This window comes from Pectobacterium nicotianae, assembly GCF_023272715.1.
Lineage (GTDB): Bacteria > Pseudomonadota > Gammaproteobacteria > Enterobacterales > Enterobacteriaceae > Pectobacterium > Pectobacterium brasiliense.
In genome coordinates this window covers 1,042,984-1,061,270 of sequence record NZ_CP096821.1, presented here as the reverse complement: position 1 = coordinate 1,061,270, position 18,287 = coordinate 1,042,984, and the positions used below count along the sequence as shown (strand labels likewise).

Below are 18,287 nucleotides of genomic sequence, written 5' to 3'. Positions count from 1 at the left end.
CCAGTCAACGATGGATATCAGCATTACACGCGTAAAAAATGGCAAACGGCAAGTCTTGTCTATCTCGTCATGGAGCGTGTTTGGTGACGGAGAAAGGTTGATCGAGAAACTGAAAAATATCGATCTGTCGATATTTAAACAACATCGTAAAATCACCACAAAAGCGTTGCCAAACAACACGCGCCCCTCACTCATAGTGGCGCTGGAAGAAAAGCGTGATTACTACAACCAGGTGAAACTCAAAAACTATCGGGACAGTATGCGCCTTGAGGGATTCAACGTTGAGGATACGCCACTTCCCCCTGACAAACAGGAAAGGGGAGCACTGAGAAAAAATCTAATTGCGATGTATAAAGCGGGTGGTTATGCCTGATAAATAAGCTCGGCATTGACGTAAAAAACTAGCCGGAGCCGGTTTTGTCGTTTCTGCTATCTACCTCGCTATTTCGCACTTGGGTAGACGATTTTAGATTCCATGACCTGAGACATACATAGGCAAGCTGGCTAGTGCAGGTGAAGAGTGCCAATATCGGTGTTACAAGAAATGGGAGGCTGGGAAAGCATCGAAATGGTTCGGGGATATGCGCATTTATCCGCTGGTCATCTAACAGGACACGCGAGCAAAATCGACGCAATTTTAGAACGCAAACGACACAAATATGGCACAAAAGAAGAATGAAGTTTACACAAAATATAGATAACTTATTGATTTTTATGGTGCCGATAATAGGAGTCGAACCTACGACCTTCGCATTACGAATGCGCTGCTCTACCAACTGAGCTATATCGGCTTTGAGATCGTCGTGGCGAGAGCCAGACGTGAACTACGGGGTGACAAATTAGTGATAATGGTACGTCAAGTCAAGCGTTTGGCGATCGTCTGCTGGTTTTATCAGCATCCACGCTGTTCTGATAATTTTCCGTGCTAATAACGCTATAGGCTATAGCTTTTCGGCTTAACGGACGCGTATGCGGAGCATGTTTCCTATGCCACCATCTTCTTCGGGTGAAGTACAAGAAAGACAATCCCTAATCATATGAAAACACCGTTTTATTTGCAGATAAATATTCCTGTTTTATAAAGCATGATATTTACAATAAAAATATCTTTTTACCTTTCCGATATAAATGCAATACATAACAAAACCCAAGTGTACTGTTTAGGATAATTCCCTATTCTTTTTATTTTCTATTTTGCTCTACTTAAATGACCAAGACGACAAGGAGGCGGTCTTAACGTGAAGCTTTCAATAATACGTTGTCGACGACAAAATTATTGTTAGCGTAGTCATAGAGCGCTGTAAGAGGAAATAGACCATGAATATGAAACCACTGTTTTTAGGCTTAATTCTGGGAACCAGTTACATTGGCATGGTGGCAGCAAATGATCTGGATTCCGCCCGGGCGTCAGCAGAATCGGCCTTCAATCACGATCGCACTGAAGCGAGAGAAAAAGCGTCAGAAGCACGAACCAAGGCGCATGAGCATGGGGCCCAGGCGCGGGAAAAAGCGAATGATTTCAAAGCTGATGTGAAATCCCGAGAATCCGAAGCCAGAAAAGACGCCGAAAAAGGCTGGGCTGACGTCAAATCGAAAGCGGATAATTTTAACAGCCGCGCGGAAAAGAATGCTCGTGAAACCGCCGACTCCATCCACAATGCCGCAGAGAAGCATCAACGTTAATATGAAATAACGCATCATTGTAATAGAGGATAAGTCATTATTACCCTTTATCCTCCGATAGCAAGACAGGTTATGTATTTGTGAATACGCCGCACAAAGCATAGCCTGTTACTATTGGAGGATATTTCTCTGATGCGGTTATTTTATTGCAATTCTATTGCTTTATTACATTTTACGTTAAATACATATAACACAGAAAAAAATCACAGTTGGAATGAGATGTCTTATTTAGACAAAAAGAGAAAAGTAATAAAACAGAATGAAAATAACGCTGCGCATATCTCTCGATATACGCAGCTATGCATCGATTAGGCGCGAATCAAATCGTCACCATAACCAATCCACTTATAGGTGGTCAGTGCTTCCAGCCCCATTGGGCCGCGCGCATGCAGTTTCTGGGTACTGACCGCCACTTCCGCGCCCAGACCAAACTGACCGCCGTCGGTGAAGCGCGTGCTGGCGTTGACATACACCGCAGAGGAATCCACTTCACGCACGAAGCGTTCCGCATTGCTCAAGGAGCGCGTCAGAATCGCATCAGAGTGCTGTGTACCATGTTCACGAATATGGGCAACCGCCGCATCCAAATCGTCCACCAGCGTAACGTTCAGGTCGTTAGAGAGCCATTCATCGTTATAGTTGGCTTCTTCCACCGCAACGACGCGTGCCGGGCCGCCGGTCAGATAAGGCATCGCTGATGGGCTGGCGTGGAGCGTAACGCCTGCCGCCGCCATTTTCTTGCTCAACTCTGGCAGGAAACGGTCGGCAATACGTTGATTGACCAGCAGCGTTTCCAGGCTGTTACAGGCGCTAGGGCGCTGCACCTTGGCGCTTTCAATGACGGTCAGCGCTTTGTCGAAATCGATGCTGTCGTCAGCATAGATGTGACAAACGCCAATACCCCCAGTGATGACAGGGATCGTCGATTGTTCGCGACACAGCTTGTGCAAGCCTGCACCACCGCGCGGAATCAGCATATCTACGTAGCGATCCAGCTTCAGCAGTTGATTAACCAGCTCACGATCCGGGCTTTCAATCGCCTGTACCGCAGCAGCAGGCAGGCCGCACTGCGACAGTGCCTGCTGAATCACTTTCACCGTCGCCGCGTTGGTGCGGTATGTCTCTTTTCCACCACGCAGAATCACCGCGTTACCGGTTTTCAGGCACAGAGACGCCACATCAATGGTGACGTTCGGGCGCGCTTCATAAATCACACCGACCACGCCCAGCGGCACGCGCCGACGCTCCAGCTTCAGCCCGTTATCCAGCATGCTGCCGTCAATCACCTGCCCTACCGGATCGGTCAGACGACATACCTGACGCACATCGCTGGCAATCGCGCTCAGCCGTTCCTGCGTCAAAAGCAAGCGATCCTGCAACGCCTCGCTCATGCCATTTTGGCGTGCATCGGCTAAATCCAGCGCGTTAGCCGCCAGAATCGTCGCACTCTCGGCTTCCAGCAAATCCGCAATCGTCAGCAGCGCGCGATCTTTTTGCGCCGTGCTCAGAACCGCCAGCTGATAAGAGGCCGCTTTTGCCGCTTTACCCATTTGTTCAAGCATCGCGAACTCCTTAATTGATAATCATATCGTCGCGATGGATAGCCACCGGACCATATTCGTAGCCAAGAATCTCGGCAATCTGTTGAGAATGGTGTCCGGCAATCATACGCAGTGCATCGCTGTTATAGCGCGTCACGGCATGCGCCACATCGCGGCCCGCCAGACTACGCACGCGGATGACTTCGCCACGAGAGAAGTTCCCTTCTACGGTGCGGATGCCTTTAGGCAGCAGCGAACTGCCGCGTTCGAGGATCGCCGAGAGCGCGCCGTCGTCGACGGTGATTTCCCCCGCCGGCGGTGCGCCGAAAATCCAGTGTTTGCGGCTTTCCAGCGGCGCATCGAGCGCATGAAAACGCGTTCCGACGGAGATATCCGCAATCACATCGCCAATCACGCCCGGCTTGCTGCCAGCGGCAATCACCACGTCGATACCGGCACGGCAGGCCACATCGGCAGCCTGTAATTTGGTCGACATACCGCCCGTTCCGAGGCCTGATACGCTATCACCCGCAATGCTGCGCAGCGCATCGTTGATGCCGGTGACTTCACGGATCAGCTCCGCATCGGGATTATTACGCGGATCGGCGGTAAACAGCCCTGCCTGATCGGTCAGCAGCAGCAGTTTATCAGCATCGGCCAGAATCGCCGCCAGCGCAGACAGGTTGTCGTTGTCACCGACCTTGATCTCGGCGGTCGCAACAGCGTCGTTTTCATTAATGACCGGAACGATATTGTTATCCAGCAGCGCCCGCATGGTGTCACGCGCGTTGAGGAAACGCTCACGATCTTCCATATCCGCACGCGTCAGCAGCATCTGCCCGACGTGAATACCGTAGATGGAAAACAGCTGTTCCCACAGTTGAATCAGGCGGCTTTGGCCCACGGCGGCCAGCAGTTGTTTGGTCGCAATCGTGGCGGGGAGTTCGGGGTAACCCAAATGTTCACGCCCGGCGGCAATCGCCCCTGAGGTGACAATAACAATCCGATGCCCTGCCGCATGTTGCTGCGCACACTGGCGCACCAGTTCAACAATGTGGGCACGGTTAAGACGGCGCGAACCGCCGGTTAGCACGCTGGTGCCCAGTTTCACAACCAAAGTCTGGCTGCCGCTCATAATTTCTCTGCCGTTGGATGTCAAAAAATAAGAATAAGGAAAACGTTGTAGCAGGACAGACGCGTTATGCCAACAGGCACAACGCGAAAACCTGCGAATAAATCGGGGATCGTCAGGGAAGTATCACGGTCGTGCGACGAGGGTACAGACGGGTTCCAGCGAGTGCAGCTGTTTCTCCAGACGGACATGGAAAGCCTTCCTGGCATTTTCCACCTGTTCCATCACGGCTTTGTCCTTGATTTTTTCTTCACGCCAGTTGCCCTGTTTATCGAACAAACCGTAATGATAGTCATAGGTAAAGCCTTTGCCAGTATCTTCCAAATTCAACCACCAGCCCCAGAACTCACGATTTTCTGGCGCAGGCTTGATATTGACGCAAACCGCCAGGCAATCAAAGAAGAACGCGGTATCCTCGCACTGCGCTTCACGGATATAAGGCCCCAACGACGTAAAATTTTTCATGAGTCGGCTTTTGGGGTGTCCACTCGGTAACATCATCTACGATCTCCTCTGGTTGAACCTTCTTTTTAGCAGAGAATGGCAATTTATCAACCACCTGGCGTCAGGTTACTGCCCGATGCCTGACTTTTCTGCCTCAATACCAATGCGCTGTCATGCTACGAATTTAGGCTGCACGGCAAAGCGTGATAGCCCCATTTCAGCGTGTGGCGCAGGCAATGCCAGCAGCGTTTGCAGGCGTTCAGCAAAATAAGCGTGAACCGGACGCTTGCCGTCCAGCACGCTTCGCAGCTGTTCTTCCGTAAACGGCGTCAGCCTGAGCAGCGCTTCGAAGATCTCTTTCCGCTCTTCCTGCACGCTGAGTGACAGTGGCGTTACTCCATCATCATTGCTTTGACAGAGATCCGCACCGTAGGCATGCAGCATCGCCAGCATGCGGGCGGACACAGACTCAGGGCGCGGTGGGAAATCAATAGCGCGGCGGCTCGTTATCGCACACAGCGCGGGCGTCATGCCGCCTGCGCCACGCGCATTCGGATTTGCACCATATTGCAGCAGAACCTCAAGACAATGCTGTGCGCCTTGTTTCGCCGCCAGCATCAGTGGCGTCATCCCGTGTTCGCCCCACGCGATGTCTTTCTCTATCCCCTGTTGCAGCAGTGCCTCAAGCGTCGCTTTACGCCTTTCCGGCGTCACGACCACATTATAAATAACGCGATGCAGCGGCGGAGCAAGGTGACTTGCGGTTTCCGCATTGAGGCTAACGCCTTGTTGAATCAGCCAGTTCAGCACCTGTGGACGACACCCTGCCGCAGCGGCGTAAACCATGTTCATCCCGTCTGGTGCCGTGCTATGCAGGTTCATCCCACAGGAATGCAGGTGCCGGAAAATATCAATCAGCACGCTTTCATGCGGGCTGGACGGTGAATACAGGAGCAGCGCCATCCCCAGCGGAAGCGCACCGCTTTCTTGCAGTACCTGCTGTTGACTGAAATCCGCACCGTGAGCCATCAACAGATCGATCAAATCAGCATGATATTGTCCGGTGACGATCATCGCCTCACAGAGCGTATAAAGCGCTGGCCACGTCGTCGGCGTGTCATCCTCCTCCTCCCACATCGTATAGCCGATATTGGGGGAAGCGCCCGCTTCCAGCAGATGCTGGAGGGTGGAAGAAAACACGCGATGGACGCGGCTATCCGTTACCGCGGCCTTGGCTTGCAACATGAGATATTGCGCCAGCACCGTGCCCTGATTGACATCATTTTCACGCTCAGCATCGCGTTCGTCCTCTGCGTCATCCTCATCATCGTCAGACTCGTGTTGTTCAAAACGTAGCGGATAACGGCGATCGAGATCGGCAGCCCGTTCCGCAATACGCCGTACCAGCGCAGGAGGAAACGACCTTTCCAGCGCATCCAGCAGAATGCTGTGCGCAGGCACATCGCAGCGCATATCCGGGAAGGTATCCAGCAAGAACGCACACAACGGCGCAGGCAGGCCGCAATGCAGCGCCATTTCCAGCCAGGTCACCGAGGTTTTCTGTTCCTGATGTTTCGGATCATGATGAAATGACAGCGTAAAACCCGATTCCAACATCCCTTCACGTGCAGCCTGTGTAACGATCGGCTGAAACACCTCCAGCGTCATCCATGTTCCGGCGTGCCGGAATACCGTTTCCAATATCGACGTCCCCGTCAGCCGTACCGGGCTATCCGCCTGGAACAGCCGCATTAACAAAAAGCGGTCCTGCTTTTCCAGCAGAATATCGACGGGATGGCGTTTCTCAGCCTCAGGATGAAACAGGACAGGCTGATTGATATCCAGCCCGTTTGCCAGCAACACCCCCAACATCGTACTGCGCTGAGCATGGGTATAGACCGAGCTTTCGGGCAGATCAAAAAAACAGTGTAGCCAGCCGCACCCCTGATTATCATAAAAATCCAGCCGGGCACCGTGCTGTAAAAGCAGCGCAGCAAGCTCAGGAGAGTAAGACGTGATAGCCGCGAAGAGCGCGCTTTCGCCCTCAGGCGTTTCGATACTCGCCCCTTTTTCCAGCAGATAGCGGACGAGCTCGATCTCCGTGTCGCGATCCTGACTTAACTGATGCAGAACGGTTTGTCCGTCGCTCAGCGCGTTGATGTCGCCCTGAGCCGCCAGATAGCGATCGATCAGTTTCCGCTGCTTGCTGGTAGGGATATCAGAGAAGCAAATCGTCTCTAACGTATCCGTTTTGGAAGATGAACCAAACATATACGACGTCCTTATCGCGGCAACGAATGATGGGAAGACGGCTCGCCAGCGCTGAGTCGCGCAATCTGTTGGCGTAGCTGATCGGAGAAATAGCAGTAGCGGTTGCCCTGCGCCAGCCAGTCCAGCAGCCGATGCATATCATCCAGAGTGGGGGACAGTATCTCCAGTAGCGCTTTAAACACCGCTTCATGTTTATTGCGAATACAGCGGACCAGCAGATCGTTACCCTCTTCGTCCACCCGCGTTATCGTCACGCCATACTGATGAAGCAGGGTCACAATTCGCGCCGCCGCCGCATCCGCGCGGTGTAACGCACAGCGCAGGGGCGTCATGCCGTTGGCACTGCGGGCATGCGGGTTGGCACCCCGCGCCAACAACACCTCGGCACACTTCGCTTCACCATAGTACGCCGCGCACATTAGCGGCGTGAATTGTTCATCAATCGAGAACTCATCAATATTCGCGCCGTTATCCAGCAGTACCGCGACGGTTTCAGCACGCCGCTCCGGCGTCAGTGCTTCATCGCTATACAGGCTGATGGTTTTATGCAGAACGGGGGAATTGTCGAATCCGCTCAGGGTGTGAATATCCACACCGTGTGCAATAAGCCACTGTAAAACCTGTGGTCGAGAGCCAATCCCCGCAGCCGCTGCCGTGTTGATCAGGTAAGCATTGGTCGCCTGCAAATCCATACCGTGTTCGTACAGGTAGTTCATCACCTGAAGCAGCACATCTTCATGTGTCGAACTGTAGCCACGCTGAAGCAGCGTAATGCAGAGTGGTTCGCTGACCGCACTTTTCTTCACGTTGAAATTCGCACCGTGTGCCACCAGTAAATCCAGCAGGTCGGGGCGAAAGTTATTCTGCGACACCATTTCAACGCCGACGAGGTAAAGCAATGACCAGTTCCGCATTTCATAGCTACGCCCTCCGCTCATTTTATCGACCAGAGGCGACGCACCGTATTGCAGCAACAGGCTCATGGCATCGTAAAAATAGGCGTAATAGTCAGGCTCGATCAGCGCCTTTATCAGACGGTTGTCCACAAACTGCATCATGGCCGAGCTACCGACGTCAGGGTAAGCATCGGCCTCCCACCCGCTCTGTTTTTTCCGGCCAGAAGAAATGAACAGGGAATAAGGACGATCGATATCCGCCGTTTTTTGAATAATTCGCTCCACCAACTCAAGCGAATAGCGGTTAAGTAACGTGTCCAGAACGAAGCTGTAATTGCTTAAATCACAGCGGATATCAGGATAGGTATCGAGCAAGCATTCACAGAGTCGCTCATCCGCACAATAAAAAATGGCCATTTCCAATAGCGAACCATCGGTACGAATCTTCTTGTCTTCGGAAAGAATCACGCCGGGTTCACGATAAGCCGCTCCCCCCGCGAGTTTCACGATTTGCTGAAAAAGCGGCAGCGGAAGCCACTCACTTTTATAATTAAAGATGCGCTCAAAAATGCCGGTTTCGGCGAAATGGATCGGAATATCGAGCTGAAAAATGTGCTCCAGCAGACTGACATCCTTCTCACAGAGCACGATCTCAATCGGAAAGCTGGTCTCCAGCGATGTCCAGAAAATGGTTTCACGATTGAGATCCAAACCGTAGCGTAACAGCAGATCCAGCATTTGCTTACGCTGCTCGTCGGTGTAGGTATGTCGATCCTGAGGACAGTACAGGTAGTTCAGCCACGAATTGCTGAAGAAATTGAGGTAGTGCACATCAGCGCCGTACTGAAGATAAAGCTCGGCAAGCTCCAGATGGAAAAACTCGATCGCATTATGCAATGCGCTGAATCCTCCAGGCTGTTCAATAAAAGCCCCTTTATCCAGCAGGTAACGAACCAGCTCTGTATCCGGTACATCCGTACTTACCGTAAGCAAACCGAGTACATTAGCATTATGAGGCTGCCTTTCATTGATGCTGCCGCCCTGTGCCAGAAAGCGGTCGATTTGTCGTTTTTTCTTTTCCAGCGGTAATGCTGAACAACAGATGTCATGCAGGCTTTGCTGCTGACGAGACAATATTCCCCACATCATTGCATCCTTCAACGATCCCCAAACGGGTAAAAATTGTTTATGAACCATCTGACATGACGGCCCCTACCTCTCCCCCTTATCCGCACAGGCTTTCCTGAAAAAGCATTGCCGTTCGACGCCGGGTACTCAATACTCAGGTCTCTTCGTTTTCGTTCATTGAGAAGTGACGCCCATGCCCCATTGTATCGCCGAACATTCGTCAGACATTGATGTAAATGCCCTACTTCCTGCGATCTATCGCGGCGCGCTCGAATCCGGTTTGTTTGCCAGCGACGGCAGCGACATCAAAGTTAGATCCCTCGCGTACGATAACTACACGACAGGTGGAGAACGAGCCAGCTTTATTCATGTGGCAATCAAGGTGCTTTCCGGGCGGACGGAGGAGCAGAAAAGCAGTCTCTCCAATCGGGTACTTCAGAAGATTGAAGCTCTGGGATTGAAGAGCCTGTCAGTGACGGTTGAAGTGATTGATATGGATAGGCTTTGCTATGCCAAAAAGATCCTTTGACCGACGGTTATCGTCTGGCAGGAACAGCGGTCTGTGTAGCGAAGATTCGCCTGCACAGACCGTGCGTTGCGCCCGATCTTCTACACTTTATCCTGCAGCCATCCGCTGATTTGCTGTAGTGCGCGGTGGAAATTCTGGTACACCGGCGAGAAATTAACCGGCAGCAGTTTCCCTTGTGCGGATGAGTTCACAATCAGGCTGGCCTCTTCTTTCGGGCAGAGCGGATCGTTATCCCAGTAGCCTGCCAGCATCGGCGTCGGGCAGCGCCGTCCTAGCAGCCCCTGCGTTTTCAGCGAATAGCGTCCCAGTTCGGTTTTCAGCGAGGTATCCGTCGAGAACGGCATACCCAGTCGGCTCGCCAGCACATCCATAAACATATCAGGCACCTGCTGCTGGCGAGTCGGATCGCTTAATAGGTGATGCACCACGGGGCCGAGACAGGCCACGCCGCGTAAACGCTGCGATTCCAGATATGCCAGCCGAACGGCAATATTGGCACCAAAGCGGAAACCAAACGCGGCAACGCGAGTGTGATCGACCCACGGAACATCCGGTAACGCGCGCAAGACCTGCTGATGCAGGAAGCTGGAATCCTGAGTCAGCTTCCAGCGAGAAGAAAATCCAACGGAGGGAACATCAATCGTCAGCATTGCCATGCCCGCTGGCGCAAAATAGTCCTGAAACAGGCGATGATAATCGCTCTGCAACATTTCCAGGCTGCCGCACATCAGAACGGTAGGGAAAGGCGCTTTCGCCTGCGCTGGCATATGCAGAAAACCGGTCAGCGTACCGCCGCCCGTAATCGGGAAGGTTAATTCTTTGAGTTCATAAGGCAGATATTTAGCCGCTTCTTCATAGGCGCGGTTTGCCAGCGTTTGCGCCTGCTCCGCCAGCTCATCGCCTTTAATATGCGGGTAGGCAGCAATGCTGTAGAGGTTGGCGGCATTCAACCAGAGTTGCCCAGTTTGCGACTCATCGCTACTCTCAAGCGCCCGCTGCTGCCAGTCTGCGCCCTGCTTCGCCCATTCATAAATCCAGTTACCGCCTCGATAGCCGATCACCGTATCGAGCAGTTGCTCGTTGCTTCTGTCAGCTTTGCTGGCAGCGATGCGCGACAGCACATCTTCGATTTCCCACGGATCGACGCCACGCCAAATCCACATCAGTCGGTTAATCATCCGATACCAACTGCGGGTCTTCTCCCCTTCCAGCGTAGAATGCAGCCCCTGCACATCCTGACTATTCCGCGTACGTCTGACCAACGTCGAGGTTTCTGGATGTTTAAAGGATGGTTTGAATAGCGTTTCAGACAGGTTAGCTTGCGCCACAGCAGCCTCCGTTAATGTAAACCGCTGTTAGCGGACATCAGACGACTTCTTCGTCACCCACTAAAGTGTAACGAACTCAGGCCAGAGAAGACAAATATCAACGGCAGAAACACACGATCGGATCAAAGCCTGCGCTAGAAATGACGAACGTTCAGAAACAACCGTCGCTATAAACACTAATCGGCATAAATACCCATCGTCAAAAACGACAATGCCCGGCTAAACCGGGCATTGATGGGAATCGATATTCGTTCTGGCGATTAACGGCCAGACAAAGGCGGAACAAACACCACGCCCATATCCCACGGCTGTTCAATCCAAGTGTCCTGCGGGATATCGATCACGTAGTCGTCAACCAGCGGTTTACCAGCAGGTTTCGCGAAAATGGTCACAAAGTGCGCTTTCGGGTACATATCACGAATCGCTTTCGCCGTACCGCCCGTGTCAACCAGATCGTCAATCACGATAAACCCTTCGCCATCTCCCTCGGCACGTTTCAGCACTTTCATTTCGCGCTGGTTGTCGTGGTCATAACTGGAGATGCAAACGGTATCAACGTGACGAATGCCCAGCTCACGCGCCAGCAGTGCGCTTGGCACCAGACCACCGCGGCTAACGGCAATGATGCCTTTCCATTGATCGGCAGGCAGTAAACGCTGTGCCAGTTTGCGGGCATGAATTTGCAACATATCCCAGGTTACGACGTACTTTTCGCTCATAAAATATATCCCAGCCGAATAAAAAACGGCTTAAGTTGAGTCTGAGGGGGGAAAAAGGTTGCGCGAGATTATAGATAGCCAACAACATAAAAACCAGTTTTTCTCAACGTGAGAATCGAGTTTTTCCTGACAACCTGCGCCCTGACAAGCCCATTGGTTCATATTGCAGCAGTAAAAATAAGGCAGAGCCGACGGCAATTCCCCTGCTTTGATGGAAAATGATATTCTGTTGTGACACGCCATGTTATATGGCTAACAGCGATTAACTTTTAACCTATAGCCCTGCCCGCCAGAACGCGAAGGCTGGCCGCTAAAAAGGAGACTGAAATAGTGTCTGAATTGTCTCAACTTTCCCCCCAGCCGCTGTGGGATATTTTCGCCAAGATCTGTTCCATTCCGCACCCGTCTTATCATGAAGAAGCATTGGCCGCGCACATTCTGGAATGGGCTAAAGAGAAAGGCATCTATACCGAGCGCGATCAGGTCGGCAATATTCTGCTGCGCAAAGCGGCAACCGCAGGCATGGAAAACCGCAAACCTGTCGTGTTGCAGGCGCATCTGGACATGGTGCCACAGAAAAACAACGACACCGTACACGATTTCACTACCGATCCGATCCAACCTTATGTTGACGGCGAATGGCTGAAAGCACGCGGTACCACGCTGGGCGCAGATAACGGTATCGGTATGGCGTCTGCGCTGGCGGTGCTGGTCGATCCGAGCGTTGAGCACGGCCCGCTGGAAGTGCTGCTGACCATGACGGAAGAAGCCGGTATGGATGGCGCGTTTGGTCTGCAACCTAACTGGCTTCAGGGTGAAATCCTGATCAATACCGACTCAGAAGAAGAAGGCGAGATCTACATGGGTTGCGCCGGCGGTATTGATTTCATTACCCGCCTGCCGCTAGAGCGCGAACTGCCACCTGCCGGTTACCACACGCTGAAGCTGACGATTAAAGGATTGAAAGGCGGCCATTCCGGTTGCGACATCCATCTGGGACTGGGCAACGCCAACAAGCTGCTGGCACGTTTCCTGTTCGAGCAGGCGAAAGCGCTGGATCTCCGCATTCTCGATCTGAACGGTGGGACGCTGCGTAACGCGATTCCGCGTGAAGCTTTCGCCACGCTGTCACTGCCTGCCGCTAACGTCGAGCAGTTGAAAGCGCTGAGCCAGGACTATCTGGCCGTGCTGAAAAATGAGCTGTCCGCCGTTGAGAAAAACGTGACCGTGCTGGTGGAAGCCAGCGACAGCAATGAGCATCCGCTGACGCAAGACAGCCGTGATCGCCTGCTGGCACTGCTCAACGCCACGCCGAACGGCGTGATCCGCATGAGCGACGAAGTCAAAGGCGTGGTAGAAACGTCGCTGAACCTCGGCGTTGTGACGATGGAAGACGATCACGCGGAAATTATCTGCCTGATTCGTTCGCTGATCGACAGCGGTAAAGACGCCGTCGTCGGTACGCTGACAGCACTGGGCCAGTTGGCTGGCGCGAAAACATCACCGAAAGGTGGCTACCCAGGCTGGCAGCCAGATGCGCATTCGCCGGTCATGGCGCTGGTACGCGAAACGTATCAGAAGCTGTTCAACAAGACGCCGAACATCATGGTGATTCACGCCGGTCTGGAATGCGGTCTGTTCAAAAAGCCGTACCCAGACATGGATATGGTTTCCATTGGGCCGACCATCACCGGACCACACTCGCCGGATGAGCAAGTGCATATCGGCAGCGTCGATCTGTACTGGAAATTGCTGACAGCGCTGCTGAAAGCGATTCCGCCACGCGCTTAATCACGTAGTCGTAAAAATCAGGGTGGCGCATAGACGTCGCCCTTTTTTATCCTCAACTCAGCAGCCTTATCCCCAATCAAACACCAATTGTCGCTCAATTTGCGGGTCGAGCAGCGTCACATGTAACCCAACCAGCCGGACACCCCTGGATTTACGCCGCTCCTGCCAGGTTTGTCGCGCCAGCTTCAACAGATCCTGTTTATTCAGCACCGGCCACACATGCTCCTGCGTCGTTTGCTGAAAATCATCAAACTTGAGTTTGACGCCCTGACGCGCAATATGCAGATCGGGCTTCACCCGTTTCAGGCGGACTTCCAGCTCCTGATAAAGCTGCTCGATCAGGTTTTCACACTGTTCCCAGTCGTGAATATCCTCCGCCAGCGTCTTCTCCACACCAACCGATTTCCTCAGCCGATCCGGTGAAATCCGTCGCTCATCAATCCCCTGACAGCGCTCCCACAGTACGCGGCCAAACTTGCCGAACTCTTTAAGCAGATCCGCCAGCGCATACACCCGCACATCCGCGCAGGTATGAAGGCCACGTTCTTCCAGCCGTTTCGCCGTCACCTTCCCCACGCCGGGGATCTTCTCCAGCGGCAGCGTCAGCAGGAAATCATCCACCTGCTCCGGTGTAATCACATATTGTCCATTCGGCTTATTTAACTCAGAGGCGATCTTCGCCAGAAATTTGATCGGCGCAATCCCCGCCGAGGCGGTCAGATTCAGTTCATCCGCGATGGTTCGACGGATTTCTTCGGCGATGCGCGTCGCCGAACCGTTGCAGTGCGGGCTGTCAGTGACATCCAGATAGGCTTCATCCAGAGAAAGGGGTTCGATCAGCGACGTGTAGCGGGCGAAGATCTCGCGGATTTGGCGCGAGGTGGACTTATACACGTCCATGCGCCCCGGCAACAACGTGAGGTGTGGACACAGGCGCAAGGCGGTTGCCGTTGCCATCGCACTGCGGACGCCGTAGCGTCGGGCAGGATAGTTAGCGGTGCTGATGACGCCACGACGATCGGCGCTCCCACCAATCGCCAGAGGAATATCGCGCAGGCGCGGGTTATCACGCATCTCAATTGCTGCGTAGAAGCAGTCCATATCAACATGAATGATTTTGCGCATACTGGCCCTCTGACAATACTGTATAAATATACAGATCAAAGTCAGTATAGACAAGCTGCGCGATACCTGCCGCGTTTACTGGGCGATCAGCATAACCAGCTTAAATTCGCTCTGCACGGCAGGGTGAAAAGTCTGTTGATGATAGGCGATATCGCCAAGCGAAGGATGGTGGAAACGTCGCTCGCCGCCTTCACGGGCGGTTACCGCCTGCTGTGACCACCAGAGATTGAATTCACGGCTTTCTTCACACAGCGACATCACGATTTGCCGAACGGCGTCAGTCGGCGCGTAATGGCTTGATTCCGCGCGGAACTCCGCCACCACCCGCTTCGCGCGTTCCGGCCAATTAACCACCAGCGATCGTGCCAGTGGATTAAGAAACATGAAACGCAGCAGGTTCGGCTCGGGATCGTTCCCCAGCCATCCGGCAAACAGCTGTTCCGACGGCGCATTCCACGCCAGCATATTCCAGCTGCCATCCAGAAGATACGCAGGACAAGTAATGTGATGCAGACTGGCGGCAATCTGCGCATCCGGCGGCGTTGCCCTATTCTGCTTCTGAGGATCCTTCACGCCAGCAAGGCTAAAAAGATAATCATGCTCTGCGGGTTCCAGTTTTAACGCCTGCGACACGCGGAGCAGCGCCGATGCCGAAGCGGACACATCACGCCCCTGTTCAAGCCAGGTATACCAGGTGGTGCTGATGCGGGCGATTTGCGCCAGCTCTTCGCGACGTAATCCGCTGGTGCGCCGCCGCCCAGAGGCTGGCAGGCCGACCATTTCCGGCGTAGTCCGCTCACGCAGCGCCCGTAAGAAAGCCCCCAGCGCTTTTGGGCCGCTCAGAGAATTGGCTGATATAAACGAATGTGCAGACATAGTCAGGTGTCCTTTTCATCCTGTTCGTCGAGGCAAGCTCGAGACGACAACAGCATGAGTGAAAGCGGTGTTAATCAAACAGGGAGTATTTTATACCCGTATAAATGCTCATATTGTACCCGTATTTTTCCCTCACTATAGTGTTCTCAGACCGACGTCTTCTGTAGTGGCTGGCGCGCCGCCGTTTAACCCATGATGAAACGAAAGCAATTCAGATAAAGCGAGAGCAATGATGGAAGAAAAACAGAACCATAATCATCGCGTCGAACATCAGTTCGGCTCACAGGCGCAGAACTACCTGACCAGTGCGGTGCACGCGCAGGGCAAAGATTTAACCCAACTGGCCGCTTTATTAGCGCCCTTCCCGCAGGCGCGCGTGATCGACATCGGCTGCGGTGCCGGACATGCCAGCTTCGTTGCCGCACAGGCCGTCGCGGAGGTTGTCGCCTACGATTTGTCTTCCCAAATGTTGGACGTGGTGAGTCAGGCTGCCGCAGAAAAAGGACTGCATAACATCCGCGTTCAGCAAGGTGTCGCTGAGTCTTTACCGTTCGAGGATAGCAGCGCAGATATCATCATCAGCCGTTATTCTGCGCATCACTGGCATGATGTCGGGCAGGCGCTGCGTGAAATGCGGCGCGTTCTGAAACCGGGTGGGCGCGTGATCATGATGGATGTCGTTTCGCCCGGTCATCCGCTGCTGGACAGCTATTTGCAGACGGTAGAGAAGCTGCGCGATACCTCACACGTGCGCAATTACGCGCCGGGCGAATGGCTGAGCCTGTTTACCGACGCAGGGTTTATCGTGCGTAACGTCACCAGCGACAGGCTGACGCTGGAGTTCAGCAGTTGGATCGCCCGTATGCGCACGCCAGAACATTTCGCGGTCGCGATTCGTGAACTGCAAAAAACGCTGCCGGACGAGGTGGTACATCATTTTGACGTACAGACGGATGGTTCCTTTGTCACCGACATTATGATGATAGAAGCCACTCGCGCCTGATACGCTTTCCCCGTAATTAACGACCTCAACACGATCTCAAATTAGACGGCCCGCATCCTTTCGGGTCGTTTTTTGTAAATGTTATTTTTTAGCGCTTTTCAACGCTTGATTAATATGAAACCAATGATAATGTGATTTCGTTTTCGTCGTGACCTATTCGCCGACGAAATATATACCGATAACGGCTGTCCCCACGCTTTCGCTAAAACACCAGTAGCGCGACGCGGATGCCGCGTGTAGCAGGCAATTTTATTATCAGGAATCATAATGCAAAAAATCGCGCTGTCGTTTGCGATGTTGTTTTTTTTGCCTTCTCTTGTTGTTACCAGCGCCGCCAGCGAGACCGCACCGCCGCTAGCGCCGATAGCAAAAGAATTAAAACAGCAATTATTAGGCTCTCCGATCTATATTCAGATCTTTAAAGAAGAGCGAATATTCGAACTTTATGCGAAAGTCGGTAACGAATACCGTTTATTGGAACAATATCCCATCTGTAAATATTCAGGCGGATTAGGGCCAAAACGCGTTGAAGGCGATTTAAAAAGCCCGGAAGGTTTCTATCAGGTTGACCTGCGCCAGCTCAAGCCAGACAGCCAATATTACCGCGCGATCAATATCGGCTTCCCCAACGATTATGATAAATCACAGGGATATTCTGGTCGCTATTTGATGATCCACGGTGAGTGTGTGTCGGTCGGCTGCTATGCCATGACCAACACCTACATGGATGAGATTTATCGCTATGCCGAAGCCGCGTTACGCAACGGGCAGGCGAAGATTGATATCGCCATCTACCCGTTCCGCATGACGGAACAGAACATGCAGCGCCACCGTAATTCCACCTACGCCAGCTTCTGGAAACAGCTTCAGCCGGGGTATGCCTATTTTAATCAGCATAATCAGCCACCGGCCGTCACGGTGTTTAACGGACAATACGTCGTTAACCCACCGTTGATGACCAGCCAGCCGACCTTAAAGTACGCGCTCGCCGAAACAAAATAGAACGAATTCACCTGGCATAATCTGATGCCAGGTTTCGTTGCCCGTTAACGGCTGCGTCGCCAGCACGGTGACGACATCATTGGGTGTCGTCTGCTGCTGAAAATCAATCTCCACATCCTGATCCAACAGCGTCGCTTTACCAAACGGCGCGCGGCGAGTGATCCAGTAGAGTTTGGTTGAGCAATACCCCATCACAAAGCGCCCGTCCGACAGCAGCATGTTAAACACGCCTTTCTCCCGCAGGACATCCGCCTGTTTGGCGATATAGCGGAATACCGCTGGCCAGTTACCCGGCGTACGCGGGTAGCGTTCAGCCAGTTGGGACAGCAGCCAGCAGAAAGCAAACTCGCTGTCCGTCTGGCCAACAGGGCGAAACATGCCCGTTTTCAGGGTGTTGTAGCCTTTCAACTGCCCGTTGTGGGCGTACGTCCAGTTCCGCCCCCACAGCTCGCGCGTAAAGGGATGGGTGTTTTCCAACGACACCGCGCCGCGATTGGCCTGCCGGATGTGTGAAACCACCGCACACGATTTGATAGGGTAATCCTGCACCAGCCGGGCAATCGGCGAATTATAGCTTGGCAGCGGATCTTTGAACGTACGACAGCCGTTCCCTTCATAAAAGGTAATTCCCCAGCCATCCCGATGCGGTCCGGTTTTCCCACCGCGCTGTATCAGCCCGGTAAAGCTAAAGCAGATATCCGTCGGTACATTCGCGCTCATCCCCAGCAATTCACACATCTGACTTCCTACCCTTCCCTTCTCGTCATATTTCAAGTTGCATGTGCGTTGGCTACGCTCAAATACTCGGCCCATCGTGGG

General features: G+C 53.0%; 16 protein-coding genes, 1 tRNA gene and 1 pseudogene. 7 read left to right on the top strand and 11 right to left on the bottom strand.

Annotation, left to right across the window (positions count from 1 at the left end; genetic code table 11):
* The first annotated feature begins 10 nt into the window (after positions 1 to 10).
* Positions 11 to 373: a YhfG family protein gene (locus MYB54_RS04700; protein ID WP_248721570.1), complete on the top strand. Its 363-nt coding sequence runs from the start codon at positions 11 to 13 to the stop codon at positions 371 to 373.
* A gap of 74 nt (positions 374 to 447) precedes the next feature.
* Positions 448 to 679, top strand: a pseudogene (locus tag MYB54_RS04695) (tyrosine-type recombinase/integrase); the annotation flags it as partial.
* Between the two features lie 36 nt (positions 680 to 715).
* On the opposite strand, the gene MYB54_RS04690 reads toward MYB54_RS04695, so the two are convergent.
* Positions 716 to 791 (bottom strand) — tRNA-Thr (locus MYB54_RS04690).
* A gap of 526 nt (positions 792 to 1,317) precedes the next feature.
* Between MYB54_RS04690 and MYB54_RS04685 the strand changes: the two genes are divergently transcribed.
* Positions 1,318 to 1,683 carry an ATP synthase subunit B family protein gene (locus MYB54_RS04685; RefSeq protein ID WP_014916392.1) on the top strand — a complete coding sequence of 122 codons (366 nt, stop codon included), beginning with the start codon at positions 1,318 to 1,320 and terminating at the stop codon, positions 1,681 to 1,683.
* A gap of 308 nt (positions 1,684 to 1,991) precedes the next feature.
* Here the strand turns inward: MYB54_RS04685 and proA are convergent, their stop codons facing one another.
* The 5 genes from proA to MYB54_RS04660 all read right to left on the bottom strand — a co-directional run bounded on the left by proA (position 1,992) and on the right by MYB54_RS04660 (position 9,164).
* Complete coding sequence (gene proA / locus MYB54_RS04680) at positions 1,992 to 3,245, bottom strand: glutamate-5-semialdehyde dehydrogenase (protein WP_248721569.1); 1,254 nt, start codon at positions 3,243 to 3,245, stop codon at positions 1,992 to 1,994.
* 10 nt (positions 3,246 to 3,255) lie between these two features.
* Positions 3,256 to 4,359 (bottom strand): glutamate 5-kinase, encoded by a 1,104-nt coding sequence (gene proB, locus MYB54_RS04675; protein WP_014916394.1) that lies wholly within the window; start codon positions 4,357 to 4,359, stop codon positions 3,256 to 3,258.
* Between the two features lie 123 nt (positions 4,360 to 4,482).
* Entirely contained in the window at positions 4,483 to 4,857 is a 375-nt protein-coding gene (crl, locus tag MYB54_RS04670) for a sigma factor-binding protein Crl (RefSeq protein ID WP_014916395.1), read from the bottom strand.
* Positions 4,858 to 4,971: 114 nt separating this feature from the next.
* Positions 4,972 to 7,071, bottom strand: a complete 2,100-nt coding sequence (locus tag MYB54_RS04665; protein ID WP_248721568.1) for an ankyrin repeat domain-containing protein — start codon at positions 7,069 to 7,071, stop codon at positions 4,972 to 4,974.
* 11 nt (positions 7,072 to 7,082) lie between these two features.
* The gene (locus MYB54_RS04660) at positions 7,083 to 9,164 is read right to left on the bottom strand and encodes an ankyrin repeat domain-containing protein (protein ID WP_248721567.1); all 2,082 of its coding nucleotides are present in this window, start codon (positions 9,162 to 9,164) and stop codon (positions 7,083 to 7,085) included.
* A 124-nt stretch (positions 9,165 to 9,288) separates the two neighbouring features.
* Here MYB54_RS04660 and MYB54_RS04655 point away from each other — a divergent pair, with 124 nt between their 5' ends.
* Entirely contained in the window at positions 9,289 to 9,624 is a 336-nt protein-coding gene (locus tag MYB54_RS04655; protein WP_206556118.1) for a 5-carboxymethyl-2-hydroxymuconate Delta-isomerase, read from the top strand.
* An 80-nt stretch (positions 9,625 to 9,704) separates the two neighbouring features.
* Here MYB54_RS04655 and frsA read toward each other — a convergent pair whose 3' ends face one another.
* Together frsA and gpt are read right to left on the bottom strand one after the other, a co-directional pair.
* The gene (gene frsA / locus MYB54_RS04650) at positions 9,705 to 10,952 is read right to left on the bottom strand and encodes an esterase FrsA (RefSeq protein ID WP_014916399.1); all 1,248 of its coding nucleotides are present in this window, start codon (positions 10,950 to 10,952) and stop codon (positions 9,705 to 9,707) included.
* Between the two features lie 260 nt (positions 10,953 to 11,212).
* On the bottom strand, positions 11,213 to 11,671 hold the full coding sequence (gpt, locus tag MYB54_RS04645) for a xanthine phosphoribosyltransferase (RefSeq protein ID WP_010282559.1): 459 nt from the start codon (positions 11,669 to 11,671) through the stop codon (positions 11,213 to 11,215).
* 330 nt (positions 11,672 to 12,001) lie between these two features.
* Between gpt and pepD the strand changes: the two genes are divergently transcribed.
* Complete coding sequence (gene pepD / locus MYB54_RS04640) at positions 12,002 to 13,462, top strand: beta-Ala-His dipeptidase (RefSeq protein WP_248721566.1); 1,461 nt, start codon at positions 12,002 to 12,004, stop codon at positions 13,460 to 13,462.
* A gap of 66 nt (positions 13,463 to 13,528) precedes the next feature.
* Here pepD and dinB read toward each other — a convergent pair whose 3' ends face one another.
* Together dinB and MYB54_RS04630 are read right to left on the bottom strand one after the other, a co-directional pair.
* Positions 13,529 to 14,587 (bottom strand): DNA polymerase IV, encoded by a 1,059-nt coding sequence (gene dinB, locus MYB54_RS04635; protein ID WP_014916401.1) that lies wholly within the window; start codon positions 14,585 to 14,587, stop codon positions 13,529 to 13,531.
* Between the two features lie 75 nt (positions 14,588 to 14,662).
* Complete coding sequence (locus tag MYB54_RS04630) at positions 14,663 to 15,463, bottom strand: helix-turn-helix transcriptional regulator (protein WP_100018275.1); 801 nt, start codon at positions 15,461 to 15,463, stop codon at positions 14,663 to 14,665.
* A gap of 232 nt (positions 15,464 to 15,695) precedes the next feature.
* Here MYB54_RS04630 and MYB54_RS04625 point away from each other — a divergent pair, with 232 nt between their 5' ends.
* Positions 15,696 to 16,466 (top strand): class I SAM-dependent methyltransferase, encoded by a 771-nt coding sequence (locus MYB54_RS04625; protein ID WP_248721946.1) that lies wholly within the window; start codon positions 15,696 to 15,698, stop codon positions 16,464 to 16,466.
* Between the two features lie 267 nt (positions 16,467 to 16,733).
* The gene (gene dpaA, locus MYB54_RS04620; RefSeq protein WP_014916404.1) at positions 16,734 to 17,468 is read left to right on the top strand and encodes a peptidoglycan meso-diaminopimelic acid protein amidase; all 735 of its coding nucleotides are present in this window, start codon (positions 16,734 to 16,736) and stop codon (positions 17,466 to 17,468) included.
* On the opposite strand, the gene MYB54_RS04615 is transcribed toward dpaA, so the two are convergent.
* On the bottom strand, positions 17,439 to 18,206 hold the full coding sequence (locus MYB54_RS04615; protein WP_014916405.1) for a class II glutamine amidotransferase: 768 nt from the start codon (positions 18,204 to 18,206) through the stop codon (positions 17,439 to 17,441). The genes dpaA and MYB54_RS04615 overlap by 30 nt on opposite strands.
* Positions 18,207 to 18,287 lie beyond the last annotated feature (81 nt).

Coding starts and splice junctions, on each gene's coding strand:
- MYB54_RS04700 (WP_248721570.1), top strand. CDS start 11: ATGGATATCAGCATTACACGCGTAAAAAATGGCAAACGGCAAGTCTTG.
- MYB54_RS04685 (WP_014916392.1), top strand. CDS start 1,318: ATGAATATGAAACCACTGTTTTTAGGCTTAATTCTGGGAACCAGTTAC.
- proA (WP_248721569.1), bottom strand. CDS start 3,245: ATGCTTGAACAAATGGGTAAAGCGGCAAAAGCGGCCTCTTATCAGCTG.
- proB (WP_014916394.1), bottom strand. CDS start 4,359: ATGAGCGGCAGCCAGACTTTGGTTGTGAAACTGGGCACCAGCGTGCTA.
- crl (WP_014916395.1), bottom strand. CDS start 4,857: ATGATGTTACCGAGTGGACACCCCAAAAGCCGACTCATGAAAAATTTT.
- MYB54_RS04665 (WP_248721568.1), bottom strand. CDS start 7,071: ATGTTTGGTTCATCTTCCAAAACGGATACGTTAGAGACGATTTGCTTC.
- MYB54_RS04660 (WP_248721567.1), bottom strand. CDS start 9,164: ATGGTTCATAAACAATTTTTACCCGTTTGGGGATCGTTGAAGGATGCA.
- MYB54_RS04655 (WP_206556118.1), top strand. CDS start 9,289: ATGCCCCATTGTATCGCCGAACATTCGTCAGACATTGATGTAAATGCC.
- gpt (WP_010282559.1), bottom strand. CDS start 11,671: ATGAGCGAAAAGTACGTCGTAACCTGGGATATGTTGCAAATTCATGCC.
- dinB (WP_014916401.1), bottom strand. CDS start 14,587: ATGCGCAAAATCATTCATGTTGATATGGACTGCTTCTACGCAGCAATT.
- MYB54_RS04630 (WP_100018275.1), bottom strand. CDS start 15,463: ATGTCTGCACATTCGTTTATATCAGCCAATTCTCTGAGCGGCCCAAAA.
- MYB54_RS04625 (WP_248721946.1), top strand. CDS start 15,696: ATGGAAGAAAAACAGAACCATAATCATCGCGTCGAACATCAGTTCGGC.
- dpaA (WP_014916404.1), top strand. CDS start 16,734: ATGCAAAAAATCGCGCTGTCGTTTGCGATGTTGTTTTTTTTGCCTTCT.
- MYB54_RS04615 (WP_014916405.1), bottom strand. CDS start 18,206: ATGTGTGAATTGCTGGGGATGAGCGCGAATGTACCGACGGATATCTGC.